We start from the raw sequence: 16245 nt of genomic DNA, 5'->3' as shown, positions 1-16245 counted from the left end.
ACATTGTAAAAAATACAATTTATTTAAAATCGCTAAGTGTCACTATTTAGCGATTTGTTTAATAAAAAACCTAACCGACCCAAAAATCCAATCCTAAATAACTAGCTCTGCTGGTTTTTTGATCTATTTAATCATTGGCATGTTCACTGCAACTAAGTAATTGAAGTTTGAATAAATCAAACCATATTATTTTTTTAAAGGAGCTATTTAATGATTAAATCACTTTCTCTTTCAGCACTAGCGCTTGCAACGCTTGGTTTTAATTCTGCAGCACAAGCAGATATTTCCGATTTTGATTCTCCGCGTATTTATACCGGTATAGGCTACGGACAATATTCTTTTGAATTTGAAGACAGTGAAAACGATACTGACTTTGATGATGATGCGCAAATGCTAAAAGGATACATTGGTACACAATTTAATGAGTATTTGAGTGTAGAGCTGGCTTATCAAAATTTTGATGAAGTTAGCGACATTGACAGTAAAGCAGAGATTGATGGTGTGTCATTGGCCGCTCGCTTGGGTATTCCCCTAACTGAAAGCTTTTCGGTGTACGCTAAAGGTGGTTGGTTAGAATGGGATGCTGATATAAAACAAGAACTCCCAATTGGAAGCATCTCTACATCGCAAGATGGTGGTGATGCATTTTATGGTGCAGGTTTAGAGTTTGCCTTTTCAAGCAATGTACAAATGCGTTTAGAGTACGAACGTTACAAATTAGACGACGATATTGACCCTGATATGGATGTAGCATCTGTATCGTTGCAATACATGTTTTAAACTTTAAACACTATAGTTAACAAAGGTAAGCTAAAGCTTACCTTTTTTTCATTAAATATAAACCGCTCAGTCTAAAAGCGCTTTTAAACCACTGGGTCTAAATAAAATTCTTTGTATTAATGCGATAGCATCTAAATACAGGTAGAATAAATCTCTATTCTATTTGTACTTGAGTGACATGAGCGACTACAGCATTTCGGCCGTTGGCCATATACAATCTCCCTATAAACAAAAGTTTGCCATTCCAAGACAGCCGCGTTTAGTGCCTGAAGCTAAAGCCAAACTTATTTTTGCGCCTGACTTTAATCGCGAAGAATTTGTACGCGGCATTGATGAATTTACACACATTTGGTTATTGTTTCGTTTTCATGAAACCGCAGATAAAGGCTACTCAGCCATGGTGCGCCCACCTCGTTTAGGCGGTAATGAACGCAAAGGTGTATTTGCAACCCGTGCTACTTTTAGACCAAACGCCATTGGTATGAGTGCAGTCAAACTTGAGGGTATAGAATATAAAAATGGCCAACTAAGTTTATTACTTGCCGGAATAGACCTACTTGATGGCACGCCCATCATCGACATAAAGCCCTACTTGCCTTACTCAGATGCCATGCTTGACGCAAGTGCTGGCTTTGCAGATACACGCCCAGAAACACAAATGAGTGTAGAGTTTACCCCCGAGGTGACTTTATTCATTGAGCAGCAAACTCAATACCCTGATTTATTGAATTTTATTAGTAATGTTTTAAAACAAGACCCACGCCCTGCTTACAAAAAACAAAAAGACGGCGAGCAGAGCTATGGAATGACATTGTATGATTACAATATTCGCTGGCACGTTAATGGCGAGCACAACCTAGTAACAAGTATAGAAAAAAGCTAAATAACTCACTTAGCGCTTTTGTGTAAAAGCAACCGCTGGTAAACTTAAGCTCTATTAAAAGAACATATTACTCTATTTCGGAAAAATAATGCGTACCAGTCAATATATACTCGCAACACTTAAAGAAACGCCTTCAGATGCTGAAATTGTATCGCATCAGTTAATGCTTAGAGCCGGTATGATCCGCCGCGTCGCTTCGGGTTTATACACTTGGTTACCCTCTGGTTTACGCGTTTTGCGTAAAGTTGAAAACATTGTTCGTGAAGAAATGGACAAAGCAGGCGCAATAGAAATGCTGATGCCTGTTATTCAACCTGCTGATTTATGGGAAGAGTCGGGTCGTTGGAGCGAATTTGGTCCAGAGCTCATGCGCTTTACAGACCGTCATAATCGTGAATTTGCCCTTGGTCCAACACATGAAGAAGTAATTACTGATTTTGTTCGTAAAGAAGTGAATAGCTACAAGCAGTTACCGCTTACTTTATACCAAGTACAAACTAAAGTACGTGACGAACGACGCCCTCGTTTTGGTGTAATGCGCGCACGTGAATTCACCATGAAAGATGCTTATTCGTTTCATTTAAGCGAAGAATGTTTAAATAATACTTACCAAGCAATGCACAAAGCATACTGTAATATTTTTGAACGTTTAGGCCTAGATTATCGCCCTGTAATTGCCGATACAGGCTCTATTGGTGGTAGTGTATCTCACGAATTCCATGTTTTAGCTGAATCAGGCGAAGACGCTATCGCATTTAGTGATGGTAGCGATTACGCGGCTAACATTGAAAAAGCCGAAGCCCTTGCGCCAACAGAGCCTCGTGCTGATGCGACAAAAGAGTTAAAAGCGTTCCCTACTCCAGATGCTAAAACAATTGAAGAGCTTAAAAAGCATTACGGTGTTAAACCACACCGTAGTGTTAAAACTTTAATTGTTTATGGTGCGCCAAATGAAAACGAACAACGCGGTTTAGTTGCGCTTGTTATCCGTGGCGATCACGAGTTAAACGAATTAAAAGCAGAAAAGCACCCGTTGGTTGACTCACCGCTTGAAATGGCAAAAGAAGCAGATATTATTGCTGCAATTGGTGCAAAACCAGGCTCACTGGGCCCTGTAGGATTAACAATGCCAATTATTGTTGACCGCACAGCCAACGTAATGGCTGATTTTGTCGCCGGCGCCAACAAAGACGATGAACACTTTAGTGGTATTAACTGGGACCGCGATGTAACAAACTACGACGTTGCCGATATTCGTAACATTGTTGAAGGCGATCCTAGCCCTTGCGGCCAAGGCACATTACAAATTAAACGTGGTGTTGAAGTAGGCCATATATTTCAACTTGGTACTAAATACTCAGACGCCATGAAAGCAGGCGTATTAAACGAAGATGGCAAAAACCAAGTAATGACCATGGGTTGTTACGGTGTGGGTGTATCGCGAATTGTGGCTGCTGCTATTGAGCAAAACAACGATAAGTACGGTATTATTTGGCCGCAGTCTATTGCGCCATTCGATCTAGCAATTGTACCAATGAACATGCATAAATCGCATCGTATTCCTGATATTGCTAACAACCTTTATCAAGGTTTGAAAGATGCTGGTGTAGATGTATTATTTGACGACCGTAAAGAGCGACCTGGTGTTATGTTTAACGACATGGAACTTGTAGGCGTGCCTTTCACGCTCGTAATTGGCGAGCGTAACCTAGACGAAAATAAAGTAGAGCTTAAAAACCGTCGCACAGGTGAAAAACTTATGATCGACATAGATACCGCAATCGAAAGCATTAAAGCGGCTATGCAGGCCTAAATACTTACTCGTCATTCAATAACGTTAATATAAAAACCGCTTTTTTAGCGGTTTTTTTATGGCTGAATTTTGTGTCATATAGCTTTACTAAAAGTGTCGTGTAACTGTCATTTTTTCTCTCTAAAGTAATTTCTATTTAACAAAACTAATGAGGGACACTATGAAAGGCGCTGAACAACAAGCTAAGTACCCTGCTATATGGATATCAGATGTTCACCTTGGCTATAAAGATTGTAAAGCTGATTATTTACTCAACTTTCTCAACTCTGTCGACACTGATGTTTTATATTTAGTGGGTGACATTATTGATTTATGGTCAATGAAGCGCCATTTTTATTGGCACCCTTCTCACTATCAAGTACTTAATTGCATTCAACAAAAAGCAGCCAACGGAACACAGGTAATATATATACCGGGAAACCACGACGAAACGTTTAGAAATTATATAAATCAAACCTTGTTAGGCATAGAAGTCCACCAGCAGTATATTCATGTAACTCAAGCAAATAAGCGTTTTTTACTGGTTCATGGTGATGATTTTGATAGCGCAACTCGCTATAACAAAATTATTAGCATTGCAGGCGATACTGGCTACGATTTACTTTTATTTTTAAATCGTTGGAGTAATAAAATAAGAAAGTTGTTTGGGGGTAATTATTGGTCGTTAGCGTCGTGGATAAAAGCACGGGTTCATAAAGCTCGTGAAGCAATAAATGCGTTTGAAGACGCCGCTATTCATGAAGCTAAAAAGCAAAATGTAGATGGCATTATTTGTGGGCACATACACCACCCTAAAATAAAAGTGTGCGACGGCATAGTGTATTGCAACGACGGAGACTGGATAGAAAACTGCACTGCATTAGTAGAACAAGCTGACGGTAAAATAGAACTACTTCACTGGTCAGATACACATACAGTTTTAGATAGCGCCGACATATCTAACATATCATCGCTACAAATGAGTGATAACACGTCTAAACCCAATAAGTCAGCAGCATAATAACTGCTGACTTTAGTACACGTAATTCGTTTTAATCCTTACCTTGATTCTAAAACAAAAAAGCACCACTTAAGTGATGCTTTTTTACAAACAGAAACACTATCTAAATAGTACATCTTCTCGGTTAAACCATTTAACACAAAATGCGAGTAGCGCCCCTGCAATAAGTACGGTTGCTAAAAATATTAGCCCTACAAAGGTGTAATCAACAGTGCCTTTAATGATGTCTTTAATGGCTAATGCAACGTTAGTTACTGGGATAAACGCGGTTTTAGCTGTCAATTCCATATTTGGCATTATTGAAATAATAATAGGGAAAAACACCCCCATACTTAACGGAGCCATATAATTTTGTGCTTCTTTAAACGTTCGCGCATAAATTGAGATAGCTAGCGCTAAAGAAGAAAATATGGCAGCCAGTGGAAGTAATAATACAAAAATCATCAGTAAATCAGTTACCGCCAAGGTACTAAAGGCCGTTTTAATAAAATCTAAGTCAGCAAACGCCAGTGCCACTGCAACCCAACACCCCATACTCACAACCGTAATAGTGGTTGATGCAATAGAGGTAGTCAGTAATGTAATAAACTTACCAAGTACCAGCTCTGTGCGTGTTATGGGTGTAAGTAACAATGTTTCTAATGTTCCGCGTTCTTTTTCACCGGCACCTAAGTCAATTGCTGGGTAAGTAGCTCCCATTAAAACCAATGGGATAAGTAAATAAGGTAAATAGGCACCTATTTTTTCGCCTAAGTTTTCACGTTTATCGGCTGTATCTACTTTCACAACTTCAATAGGGTTAAGAATAGATTTATGCGCAGACTCTTCTATCCCAAAGCTTTTTAACTTTTCGGCTTGTAATACGTCGCTGTATTCTTGCGCTAGCTCTTTGACCCGATCAAATAAAAAGTTTATTGATTTAGCATCGTTAAATACAACTTGCCATTTACTTTGCTCGCCGTTGTCGAGCGTTTTTACGGCATTACTTGGCAAGTAAATACCCATATCTATGTCACCGGCAGTAACACCTGCTTTGAGCTCTTCTATTGTATTAAAGGTTTTACTGCCTTTATAAAGTTCAAAGCTTTTGTGGTAAAACACTTTGTCGGTAAATTCTTGTGCGTATTCGCCGTTAATAATTACGTATGTATTCACTTTTTGATCGGCATCAAGAGCTGCTTGCGTACCAATAAATGCTACAATAGCAAAAATGACTGGAAAAATAAGTACTGGCAATAACACAACAAACATCAGCGTTTTCTTGTCGCGAAGGAGCTCTTTTAATTCCTTTTTATATACTTCAAACATTATGTTTCTCCGTTAATATGTTCATAAACGCTTGGTTTAACTCTTCACTGTTTCCGGCTTGTTTAAACGCTTCAACGGTGCCATCAAAGCAGCTTATGCCTTCGTTAATTACCGCTACGCGGTCACATAACAATGCAACTTCATCTAAATGATGAGTTGAGAAAATAACCGGCGTACCTTGTGCTTTTAAACCTTTGATAAATTCGATCACTGTTTGTGTGGTCATGATGTCTAGACCTGTTGTGGGTTCATCGAGCACAACCACCGCTGGGCGATGAACAACTGCACGGGCTATATTTGCTTTTTGTTTCATACCTGTTGATAAATTTTCAGCACGTTTATCTATAAATTTATGCATATCAAGTAACGTGAAAAGCTCATCACAACGTGAGGCTATATCGCTTTTTTTCATCCCGTGGAGTTTAGCAAAATATTCAATATTTTCTTTTACAGTTAAACGCCCGTATAAACCAGTAGAGCCTGATAAAAAGCCGATAGACTTGCGTCCTAAAAGAGGTTTTTTAACAATGTCGTTGCCAGCAATAGTAATAGAGCCTTCATCGGGCTTTAACGCCGTTGAGATCATTCTTAACGTGGTTGTTTTACCTGCGCCATTAGGGCCTAACAACCCTAATACTTCGCCTTCAGCACAGCGAAAGCTCACGTCTCGGACTGAATGAAAGTAGTCTTTATCTTCACGCGGATCGATATCATCTACTTTATTTTTTTTATGGTCTTTGGTTAGCTTAAAACGTTTTTTAAGCCCGGCAACTTCTATCATGCGCATGTCCTTCGTTTGGGTCTAAAGTAATCCGTATTATTGTAAAATGTGTCGTTTTCATTGTCTTCATGCCAGCCAGGTACACCTAATAATGGTAATGGCGAAAGCTGTGAGTTATCTGCTAAGCAATGATCTACTTTAATCTTCTCATAAAGTACTTGATCAAGGTACTGGTATTGCGTTGCTAAATCTTTACAAAATATTTCATCGGGCACATTTATAAACAATGCTTTTCCTGTAAGCCCAATATAGGGCCGAGTAAGCATTTCGTAATTTGCGTGACCAAACATAAAAGCCTGAATTGACTCTCCCCACTCATGCCGGTGCTCTACAAATGCTTTTTGCCATTGATGATCACGCAGCCAGATTTGCCATTTACTGTTGCTAATGGCAACTACAACACCACATTCATCAAATAGAGTTAGTGCGTTTCGATGTTTTGTGCGCTTAGTTAAACCATATTCGGCAATGTCTTGAACATGACGTTGGTTTATAAGTGATTTGGTTTTAGGAAATAAACACCAAATAAGTCCACCAAATAGGTCGTGCCAATTTTCTGTACGAGTGGGGACTTCACCGGTTTCAAAAATAACTTGTTCGTAGTAGCGATCTGCAAAGTCTATTTTGGCGTCGTCAACAAACTGTATGGGTAAATTATTTTCGTTCGTTGCGTTTAAATAAGGAGTAAACCATTTTGGTGAAGGCCATTGAGTTTGCTCGCTAAGTTTAAACAAGCTGTTTAGGTGATCGAATGCACCCGTTCTTAGGCAATTGGGTTGCCATTGTTCAGGAGGAGTAAAACGCTTCATTATTATAACTTTCTAACTTGTATAGGCCTTTAATTTTGTAACAGTTTACCGCAAAAACTAGCCCTACTTAATAGAAGTTAATATACTAATTTAATCTTAAAACAATAATCGAGTTAATATGAAACGCAATTTTTCTCTTACACTCCTTGCTGGCGCTGTTTTAGCTGGCTGTGCAACAACAAGCATTACTCCATCAGATGTTACCAATGGCTATAACAGTATTAAAGCCGATGAGTTAGCAAAACACATAAAAGTATTGGCATCTGACGAATTTGGTGGCCGAGCGCCTTCTTCACCGGGCGAAAAGCTAACATTAGATTATTTAACAACTCAATTTAAAGCATTGGGTTTTGAGCCTGGCAATGGCGATAGCTTTTTACAAGAGGTACCACTTGTATCACTTGAAGCTGATTCAAATATGGTTTTATCAATTGGTGGCAAAGATTACCAATACAAAAAAGACATGGTTATGGGCAGTAGCCGCATTAGTGAAAAAGAAGGTATTGAAAACTCTGAGCTTGTTTTTGTAGGCTACGGCGTTAATGCACCAGAGTATAACTGGAACGACTACGAAGGGATTGACGTGAAAGGTAAGACCGTGGTCATGCTTGTGAACGACCCTGGTTTTGCAACTAAAGATCCCGCTTTATTTACCGGCGATGCCATGACTTATTATGGTCGTTGGACCTACAAATATGAAGAGGCAAGTCGCCAAGGTGCTGCAGGCGCTATTATTATTCACGAAACAGCCCCCGCTTCATACCCTTGGTCGGTTGTAGAGAACTCGTGGAGTGGCGAGCAATTTGGTTTTCAAAAAGAAAACAACAATATGGATCGTGTTGCTGTAGAAGGCTGGGTGACTACTGATGTAGCTAAAGAGCTTTTCAGTAAAGCTGGTTTAGATTTTGATACCGTTAAACAAAATGCTGCTAAAGGTGCTTATAGTGTTGATATGGGTGATTTAACCGCCTCTGTTAATGTGAGCAATACAATTAAAACGTCAGTGTCTTATAACTTTATTGCGACATTACCGGGCAGCGAAATGCCAGATGAGCATGTAATATATTCAGCGCATTGGGATCACTTAGGCACAGATACAAGCCGAAAAGGTGACCAAATTTATAACGGTGCTCACGATAACGCAACGGGTACTGCAGGCTTAATAGAAGTTGCAGAGGCATTTACTAAATTACCTAAGCACCCTAGCCGCTCGATGACATTTTTAGCAGTAACCGCAGAAGAGCAAGGGTTACTTGGCTCTAAGTATTACGCCGCAAATCCTGTTATTGCCGCAAACAAGACGGTTGCTAACATTAATATGGATAGCTTAAATTTATTAGGCAAAGTAAAAGATATGAGTGTGGTAGGCATTGGTAAATCTCAAATGGATGAGTTTTTAGCTAATGCAGCAAAAGATCAAGGCAGAACTTTATCAGGCGATCCTAAACCATCGTCGGGTGGTTATTACCGTTCTGATCATTTTGCGTTTGCTAACATGGGCATACCTGCAATGTATGCTGGTGGTGGTACACAAGCAGCGGATGAAGAAACAGCCAATTATCGTAAACGAATGAGCTTAGTATTACGCGGCTGTTACCACCAGCCTTGTGACCGTTACCGCGATGAGTGGGATTTATCGGGCGCTGTTCAAGACTTACAATTATTTTATAAAGTCGGTTTTGATATTTCTGAGCAAAAGCAATGGCCTACTTGGAATACAAACTCAGAATTTCAACGCAAATAGCCTAAAATTTAACATCGAAAAACTCAAAGTGAGTAATCGATTTAAATAAGCAAATGATATTGATTGTCATTTACTAAAAATATACAGTGTTACCCAGTTTATTAAATTGGTAACACTGTATGACCTCGATAGTACAAATAGGACTAATTACGCCCGCTTCAAAACGCTTTGTTAGCCAAAATAAACGTTTATTACTCCCTCTTTTTTTGTTGGTATGCTTTGCTGTGCCATCACTTCGTGATATTGCCATTACCGCACTAAGCGACGCGTTTTTTCAAGTCAGTGTATTTGTTGCTGCTACGTTACTGATTTATTACTTCGCTATTGAGCGTTTACCTCAATTGGAGCTTAGTTATCTAAGTGCCAAGTCACCGGCATTAGAGGTCTTTTTTGCGGCTTTACTAGGTGCCTTACCCGGCTGCGGGGGCGCTATAATAGTGGTTACACAATTTACCAAAGGCCAAGCAAGCTTTGGTGCAATTGTTGCCGTACTAACAGCGACAATGGGCGATGCTGCATTTTTACTTTTAGCTACACGCCCTTCTGAGGGCGCTGTAATAATGACTATAGGATTAGTTGTTGGAACAATATGTGGTGCTGTTGTTAATACAGTTCATAAACACGACTTTTTACGCCCTTCTTTAACAGAACAAACGCGCCAAGTTAAAATATTGCCTACCCACATTATCAGAGTCAGTAAGCCTATTTGGATGTTGGCGATTTTTCCAAGTTTAATCATCGCGTTTTTAATCGCATTTAACGTGGACTTTAATCAATTTGGAGAGTACACAAACACTGGTATACATTTTTTTGGTGCGGGCATGGCTCTGTTTATTGTCACGGTATGGGCTTACTCGTCTAAAGGCGAAACATATAAACAAATTACCAGTGAGGAGGATGAGTGTAATCCACCCTCTAAAGTGATTAAAGTGCTCCAAGACACACACTTTGTGACTGCATGGGTAGTGGCATCATTTATGTTATTTGAAATACTCGTAAATGTAGCCGGACTTGATTTAAAAACATGGTTTGCCCATTACGCTTATTTAGCACCGCTGATTGCTGTATTCATTGGTTTTTTACCAGGTTGTGGGCCGCAAATAATTGTCACCACGCTTTATATACAGGGCATCATTCCATTTAGTGCTTTAACAGCCAATGCAATTTCAAACGACGGAGATGCGTTATTTCCTGCAATTGCGTTAGCCCCAAAAGCCGCAATAATAGCCACTTTATATACAGCACTTCCTGCTCTGGGGGTTGGCTATGGTTTATATTTTATTTCGTATTAAATTTTAGGCATAAAAAAGCTCAGCGAACACTGAGCTTTTTTAGGTTAAAACTTTACTTTATACAGCAGCAGGTTCTGCAGCTAACTCTTTTGGATTAGGGCCATAATCGTTCTCGCCTTCATGTGAGTCTTGTGCAAGGAATACAATTAATACAATCCAACCTATGATTGGCACTAACCAAAGTAACTGCCACCAGCCAGAGCGACCAGTATCGTGTAAACGACGTGCGCCAGCACTTAATTGAGGTATTAACAATGCTAGGCTATAAATAGTGCCAATCACAGCTACGCCCATCAGCTCATCAACCAGGCCCAGAGCTATAGATATCAAAAGGTTGATTAAGTAAAACATCCAAAATGCTTTGCGGCGGTTACGTCCTGAAAAATCTGCGTAGCTACGCAGTGCATTCATATAATGTTCCATAATATTTCCTTAGTGTTATTTTTTTATATTCCCTAACGGGGTTAGTTTTATTACTTTTTAGCAACACTTGTATCTTAAATAAAAACAGGCTCTTTTAAAACAAAAAACCAGCAAACTGCTGGTTTTTTATAAGTTTAATTTTTAACTCATTGCCATCATCATTGCCGACGGATTTTCTAAGTACGATTTCCATAGGTTATTAAAGCGAGCAATTGTTCCGCCATCAATAACGCGATGGTCGCCAGACCAACTAACTTGCATTATTGCCTTACTTACAACATGGCCGTTTTTATCAAAGCGTGGTAGGTGTTGCAATTTCCCAAGCGCTACAATGGCAACTTCTGGTTTATTAATAATTGGCGTGGCAATTGTGCCGCCAATTGCACCTATGTTTGAAATGCTAATAGTACCGCCTTTTAAGTCTTCAGGTGGTACTCGCCCTTCGCGAGCAGACTCAGTTAGCCGTGTAAGCTCATTGGCCACATCAACAATATTTTTACTTTGACACGACTTAATATTTGGTACCAGCAAGCCAATTTTAGAATCGACGGCTATACCAATATTATGATCGTCAAAATAAGTAAGTTCTGAGCAATCTTCATTTACTTTAGAATTAAGAACCGGGAATTCTTTCATCGCAAGCGAAAGGGCTTTAACAAAGAAAGGCATCATAGTGAGTTTAACGCCTTGTGCTTTATACTGCTCCTTCATTGAAGATCTTAGTGCAATAAGGTCTGTTAAATCTATTTCATCACAAAATGTAAAATGTGGAATGGTTGAAACAGAAGCAACCATTTGTTTTGCCATCGCCGCTTTTATGCCTTTAATTGGCTCGACACGCACACCAGGGGTCTGCGTTTCACTTTGTGTGTTTACTACATTGGCATTAAGTGGTGACGTATCAATACTGTTTGGTACTTCACCTTTAATAAACTCTTCTATATCTTGCTTATAGATACGTCCATTTTTACCACTACCCGGTACTTGTGTTAAATCAACATCAAGCTCACGGGCTTTACGTCTAACAGCCGGTGATGCAACCGCTTTTGTGTTGACCACTTTTACTGGTTTATTCACTTTTACTGGTGCTGCTTGCTCTGCTGCATTTGTTTGCGCTTTTACTACGGCTTGGTTTACATCTATATTTTGTTTAGGTGCAGTTCCAGCAATAGTCATCTGAAACAATGGGCTATGTACTTTAGCTATTTCACCTTTTTGATAATACAGCTTTTGAACAGTACCTGTGTATTTTGCTGGTATTTGCACAAGGGCTTTATCAGTCATTACATCACAAACAGCCTGATCTTCTTCAATTTCATCGCCTTCGGCGACTAACCAGTCGACTATTTCACATTCGACAATCCCTTCGCCAATATCTGGTAAAATAAAATCTTCTAATTGTTCAGTTGCACCATTGTTGCTTTGTGGTGCATTACTGGGCTGTTGTTTTTCAACACTGGCCTCTTCGCCAGCTACATTCATTGCAAACAAGGGTGCATGTACTTTGGCAATTTCGCCTTTTTGATGGTAGAGCTTTGTAATTACTCCATCGTGCACAGCAGGTATTTGTACCAGTGCTTTATCAGTCATTACATCGCAAATAGGTTGATCTTCACAAACGCTATCACCCTCTTGTACCAGCCATTCAACCACTTCACACTCAACAATGCCTTCACCAATATCGGGTAATATAAAATCTTTAGCCATGGTATCCCCTAAAAATCCATTGATTGTTTAATTGCGGCTAACACTTTGAGCGCATCAGGCACATACTCTTTCTCTAGTGCCAATGGGTATGGTGTATCTAAACCACACACACGTAGAATAGGCGACTCTAAATGGAGGAAACATGCTTGTTGGATTGAAGCAGCAATCTCTGCGCCAAACCCATTAGTAATAGGTGCCTCATGGCTTATTACCAAACGACCTGTCTTAGTCACTGATTTAGCAATCGTATCTATATCCCACGGCAAAATACTGCGTAAATCAATTACCTCACAATTTATGCCTTGCTCGCTTGCTTGTTTTGCAGCGTCTTCAATAATTTCCATTTGAGCGCCCCAAGCAAGGACTGTAATGTCAGTACCTTCTTGCACAACTTCAGCTTTACCTAACTCTATTGAATAATCTTCTTCAGGTACTTCACCCGTCGATGCGCGGTACAAACGTTTGGGCTCAAAAAATATAACCGGATTATCATCTTTAATACTTGCACGCAGTAATCCCTTAGCTTGATATGGATTACGTGGTACGACTATTTTTAAACCAGGCGTATGTGCAAAGTAAGCTTCTGGTGATTGCGAATGATACAAACCACCTGCAATACCACCACCATATGGGGTACGTATAGTTAAGTTACCAACATTAAACTCGTTTCCGCTTCTATATCTAAACTTAGCCGACTCGTTTACTATTTGGTCAAATGCTGGAAAGATATAATCTGCAAATTGAATTTCTGCTAGTGCTGGTGCACCAAAAGCTGCTAAGCCATTGGCAAAACCCAATATACCTTGCTCTGTTAGAGGCGTGTTGAATACACGGTGTTTACCGTATTTTTCTTGTAAACCTGAGGTTGCTCTAAATACACCGCCAAAATACCCGACATCCTCGCCAAATATACACGCTTGCGGGTGTTCATTCATGGTTATATCAAGAGCAGAATTAATTGCATGTAGCATGTTCATTTTAGCCATTACTTAATTCTCCCTGCAGTAACTGGGTAAGCATCTGGGTGCTTTTGTATATGTTCTTTTAGTTCATTATATTGACGAACAAGTGATGGGATAGGTGTGTCGTAAACATCTGACACCAATTCCTCTAAAGCAGGCTTTTGTACTACTTCTGCACGCTTTAGGGCGGCTAAAATATCTTCACGTATAGACTCTTTCGCTTTTAAATCGTCTTCTTCGTTAAGCCACTCTTGTTTTACTAGCCACTTTCTAAATTTTTCTATTGGGCAGGTTTTATAATTCGCTTCTTCGTCTTTTGAACGATAGCCACTTGGATCATCTGACGTAGAGTGCGCACCTAAACGATAAGCTATTGATTCAATTAAAACAGGTTCGCCTTGTGTAGAGGCAATTTCACGGGCTTTTTGCGTTGCTGCAAACACAGCTAGTGCGTCTGTACCATCTACCCTAATTGTTTTTATGCCATAACCCACGCCACGCGAAGCAATACCATCACCTTTAAATTGCTCATCTGCTGGGGTCGAAATAGCATAACCGTTGTTACGTGCAAAAAATATCACGGGTGCTTTATGCACTGCAGCCATGTTTAATCCGGCATGAAAGTCACCTTCAGATGCAGCGCCTTCGCCAAAGTAACAAATAGTCACGTTGTCAATGGTGCTTGCAAGTTCGCCTGTTTTTGCATCTATATGCTTTACTTTTTGTCCATATGCATACCCTGTCGCTTGTGGTATTTGTGTGCCAAGTGGAGAAGAAATTGTCATATAATTTAATTCGTTAGAACCATAATGAATTGGCATTTGACGACCTTTGCCTAAATCTAATTCATTTGAAAACATTTGGTTCATAAATTGGTCTAGCGTAAAACCGCGGTAATGAAGTGCAGCTTGCTCACGGTATTGCGCCATTATCATGTCTTCTTGATCAAGCGCAGCAGCAGATGCCGTAACGGCAGCTTCTTCGCCTAAGCATTGCATATAAAAGCTTACACGCCCTTGACGTTGAGCACCTTGCATACGCTCATCTAATAAACGTATAAAACGCATAGTTTCATAAAGTTTAATTGCGGTATGTTTTGAAATAGCGGGTGCTGTCGCACTTGGGTGAATGTCGCCATCCTCAGTTAAAATACTAAGGGTTGGAATATTAAGCGCATTGCCGTCAATAAATTCAAGCGTATGGTTAATATTCAGCGATACGTTATTTGGATTACTCATAACCTACCTTCTGTTGTTGTCAGTAACATAGTGCCCCTATTACATTATTATTATGGGTGATTATTGCTGAATAAACTTTGCAATATCTGCACTATATTTAATTAAAGCTGCCAACACTTTACGTTAACGTAAAGTGTTATTCAACAAATCTGTGACGAAACAAAAGTAAATATTGGTTAAATATGTGGCAAGTTAACAATACAGCTACTTAAATTTATAGTAATCAGTGAGTTAACTTGCGGCTTAAAGAGGTCTAATGAGTTTAATTATACAAAGTTACTGTCTATTTCCATTGGAACAACTGTTAATAATGCACGTTGTCCTAATGCTACTTTTGCATTTGGGAATATAATAGCCTCGCCTTCAACGTCTGCATAATAGAGAGTATCACCGTCTGTTGCGAGGAGTTCTCCTTTGGCAAAACCAGTAAAGTTCTCTGCATCATCAGAAAAAGGGAAACTAAAATCATCTTGAGTGCGATTAATTGTACGGTGAACAGCGAACAGCTCAAAGTCTTTTGCATTAAATTGCGGGTATTCAACTTCACTTTGACTAATTAATGCAATTAACGTTTTTTTGGTTTTTTCAAAACGAGTCATGTCGTTTTGCCCAAATGGTTTTACTTGCCCAAGCTCAACTGTGAACGAATCTGCACCATGTACAAACGATGAATAATAACTAAATGTGGTTGCTGGCGACTTCATCATTAAAACGGTATTTACACCACAGCTTAATAAAAACTGTAGCTGTGATTTTTTCCATGGTTTACCATGCAAAAATGGATACACGGCAAACTTTTCATTTTTAGACCCGCGTATAGCCGTATGTAAATCGTAATGACTACGCTCACTGCCCTTTTCGCCTCTAGCAAAAAAGTCACTTACATAACCTTCAAGTTTTGCCGCTCGAACACGTTCGTCGTTCATTTCAATACCATCAACTGTGTGGTGGCCATTAAATAAACGGTTAAGGTTTTCTTCTACAAAACGCAAACCAATATTAATAGATTTAGGGTTACCGTATATAAAAAGCACCCTTTGTTTAAGCTCAAGCTTTTGCAAAATAATTTGTTTTATTAGCTCATCACAAATTTCAATAGGCGCTGTTTCGTTACCGTGTACGGCACTTGATAACACAATATCTTTTGATGTAGTGAGCGCAGGCTGAAACTCAATAACGCCCGTATCGTGAACATTAACTTGGGTACCATTGTTAAGCGTAAAGTGGCTAGGCGCTAAATGCCATTCGTTATTTCGGCTAATGGTTAGAAAATCACCGGTTGATTGTAATAAATTTAAATAATCGGGTGTGGCTGACATAATAAAAGCCCTTTATAGTGTGAGAGACAAAAAAACGGCTAAATAATTCAGCCGTTTTTACATAGTTTAAGCGGTATCAGCTAATTACTGAGTCAACTAACTTTTTAGCTTCTTTTTCTAAAAGGGCTAAATGTGCTTCGCCTTTAAACGATTCTAGGTATATTTTATAAATATCTTCAGTACCCG

At 39.4% G+C, this 16245-nt stretch carries 14 protein-coding genes; 6 read left to right on the top strand and 8 right to left on the bottom strand.

Features of this window, described 5'->3' with window-relative positions; genetic code table 11:
- Positions 1 to 210 precede the first annotated feature (210 nt).
- The 4 genes from ATS71_RS15225 (at position 211) to ATS71_RS15210 (ending at position 4476) form a co-directional block, all read left to right on the top strand.
- Positions 211 to 780 carry an outer membrane beta-barrel protein gene (locus ATS71_RS15225; protein WP_058405586.1) on the top strand — a complete coding sequence of 190 codons (570 nt, stop codon included), beginning with the start codon at positions 211 to 213 and terminating at the stop codon, positions 778 to 780.
- Between the two features lie 178 nt (positions 781 to 958).
- Positions 959 to 1663, top strand: coding sequence for a tRNA (N6-threonylcarbamoyladenosine(37)-N6)-methyltransferase TrmO (tsaA, locus tag ATS71_RS15220; protein ID WP_058405585.1), 705 nt, complete (start codon positions 959 to 961; stop codon positions 1661 to 1663).
- Positions 1664 to 1751: 88 nt separating this feature from the next.
- Positions 1752 to 3476 carry a proline--tRNA ligase gene (locus ATS71_RS15215; RefSeq protein WP_058405584.1) on the top strand — a complete coding sequence of 575 codons (1725 nt, stop codon included), beginning with the start codon at positions 1752 to 1754 and terminating at the stop codon, positions 3474 to 3476.
- A 160-nt stretch (positions 3477 to 3636) separates the two neighbouring features.
- Positions 3637 to 4476, top strand: a complete 840-nt coding sequence (locus ATS71_RS15210; protein WP_058405583.1) for a UDP-2,3-diacylglucosamine diphosphatase — start codon at positions 3637 to 3639, stop codon at positions 4474 to 4476.
- 99 nt (positions 4477 to 4575) lie between these two features.
- Here ATS71_RS15210 and ATS71_RS15205 read toward each other — a convergent pair whose 3' ends face one another.
- Genes ATS71_RS15205 through ATS71_RS15195 form a run of 3 tightly spaced genes read right to left on the bottom strand, consistent with a single transcriptional unit; the run spans position 4576 to position 7374 of the window.
- Positions 4576 to 5784 (bottom strand): ABC transporter permease, encoded by a 1209-nt coding sequence (locus tag ATS71_RS15205; protein WP_058405582.1) that lies wholly within the window; start codon positions 5782 to 5784, stop codon positions 4576 to 4578.
- Entirely contained in the window at positions 5777 to 6565 is a 789-nt protein-coding gene (locus ATS71_RS15200; RefSeq protein ID WP_058405581.1) for an ABC transporter ATP-binding protein, read from the bottom strand. The genes ATS71_RS15205 and ATS71_RS15200 overlap by 8 nt, the downstream gene beginning before the upstream one ends.
- Positions 6562 to 7374, bottom strand: coding sequence for a DUF3025 domain-containing protein (locus ATS71_RS15195; protein WP_058405580.1), 813 nt, complete (start codon positions 7372 to 7374; stop codon positions 6562 to 6564). The genes ATS71_RS15200 and ATS71_RS15195 overlap by 4 nt, the downstream gene beginning before the upstream one ends.
- A 118-nt stretch (positions 7375 to 7492) precedes the next feature.
- Here ATS71_RS15195 and ATS71_RS15190 point away from each other — a divergent pair, with 118 nt between their 5' ends.
- Both ATS71_RS15190 and ATS71_RS15185 read left to right on the top strand, forming a co-directional pair.
- Positions 7493 to 9118 (top strand): M28 family metallopeptidase, encoded by a 1626-nt coding sequence (locus tag ATS71_RS15190; RefSeq protein WP_058405579.1) that lies wholly within the window; start codon positions 7493 to 7495, stop codon positions 9116 to 9118.
- Positions 9119 to 9237: 119 nt separating this feature from the next.
- Positions 9238 to 10410 carry a putative manganese transporter gene (locus ATS71_RS15185; RefSeq protein ID WP_058405578.1) on the top strand — a complete coding sequence of 391 codons (1173 nt, stop codon included), beginning with the start codon at positions 9238 to 9240 and terminating at the stop codon, positions 10408 to 10410.
- 57 nt (positions 10411 to 10467) lie between these two features.
- Here the strand turns inward: ATS71_RS15185 and ATS71_RS15180 are convergent, their stop codons facing one another.
- The 5 genes from ATS71_RS15180 to astE form a co-directional block, all read right to left on the bottom strand.
- Complete coding sequence (locus tag ATS71_RS15180; protein ID WP_058405577.1) at positions 10468 to 10833, bottom strand: DUF805 domain-containing protein; 366 nt, start codon at positions 10831 to 10833, stop codon at positions 10468 to 10470.
- Positions 10834 to 10974: 141 nt separating this feature from the next.
- Positions 10975 to 12540: a dihydrolipoyllysine-residue acetyltransferase gene (locus tag ATS71_RS15175; RefSeq protein WP_058405576.1), complete on the bottom strand. Its 1566-nt coding sequence runs from the start codon at positions 12538 to 12540 to the stop codon at positions 10975 to 10977.
- An 8-nt stretch (positions 12541 to 12548) separates the two neighbouring features.
- The gene (locus tag ATS71_RS15170) at positions 12549 to 13526 is read right to left on the bottom strand and encodes an alpha-ketoacid dehydrogenase subunit beta (protein ID WP_058405575.1); all 978 of its coding nucleotides are present in this window, start codon (positions 13524 to 13526) and stop codon (positions 12549 to 12551) included.
- Positions 13526 to 14740 (bottom strand): thiamine pyrophosphate-dependent dehydrogenase E1 component subunit alpha, encoded by a 1215-nt coding sequence (locus tag ATS71_RS15165; RefSeq protein ID WP_058405574.1) that lies wholly within the window; start codon positions 14738 to 14740, stop codon positions 13526 to 13528. The genes ATS71_RS15170 and ATS71_RS15165 overlap by 1 nt, the downstream gene beginning before the upstream one ends.
- Positions 14741 to 15006: 266 nt before the next feature.
- The gene (gene astE / locus ATS71_RS15160; protein WP_058405573.1) at positions 15007 to 16059 is read right to left on the bottom strand and encodes a succinylglutamate desuccinylase; all 1053 of its coding nucleotides are present in this window, start codon (positions 16057 to 16059) and stop codon (positions 15007 to 15009) included.
- Positions 16060 to 16245: the final 186 nt, after the last annotated feature.

The organism is Pseudoalteromonas sp. H71 (genome assembly GCF_001468485.1).
In the GTDB taxonomy this organism is placed as follows: domain Bacteria; phylum Pseudomonadota; class Gammaproteobacteria; order Enterobacterales; family Alteromonadaceae; genus Pseudoalteromonas.
Note: the sequence above shows the minus strand (reverse complement) of the source record. Positions and strands in the feature narration are given on the sequence as shown.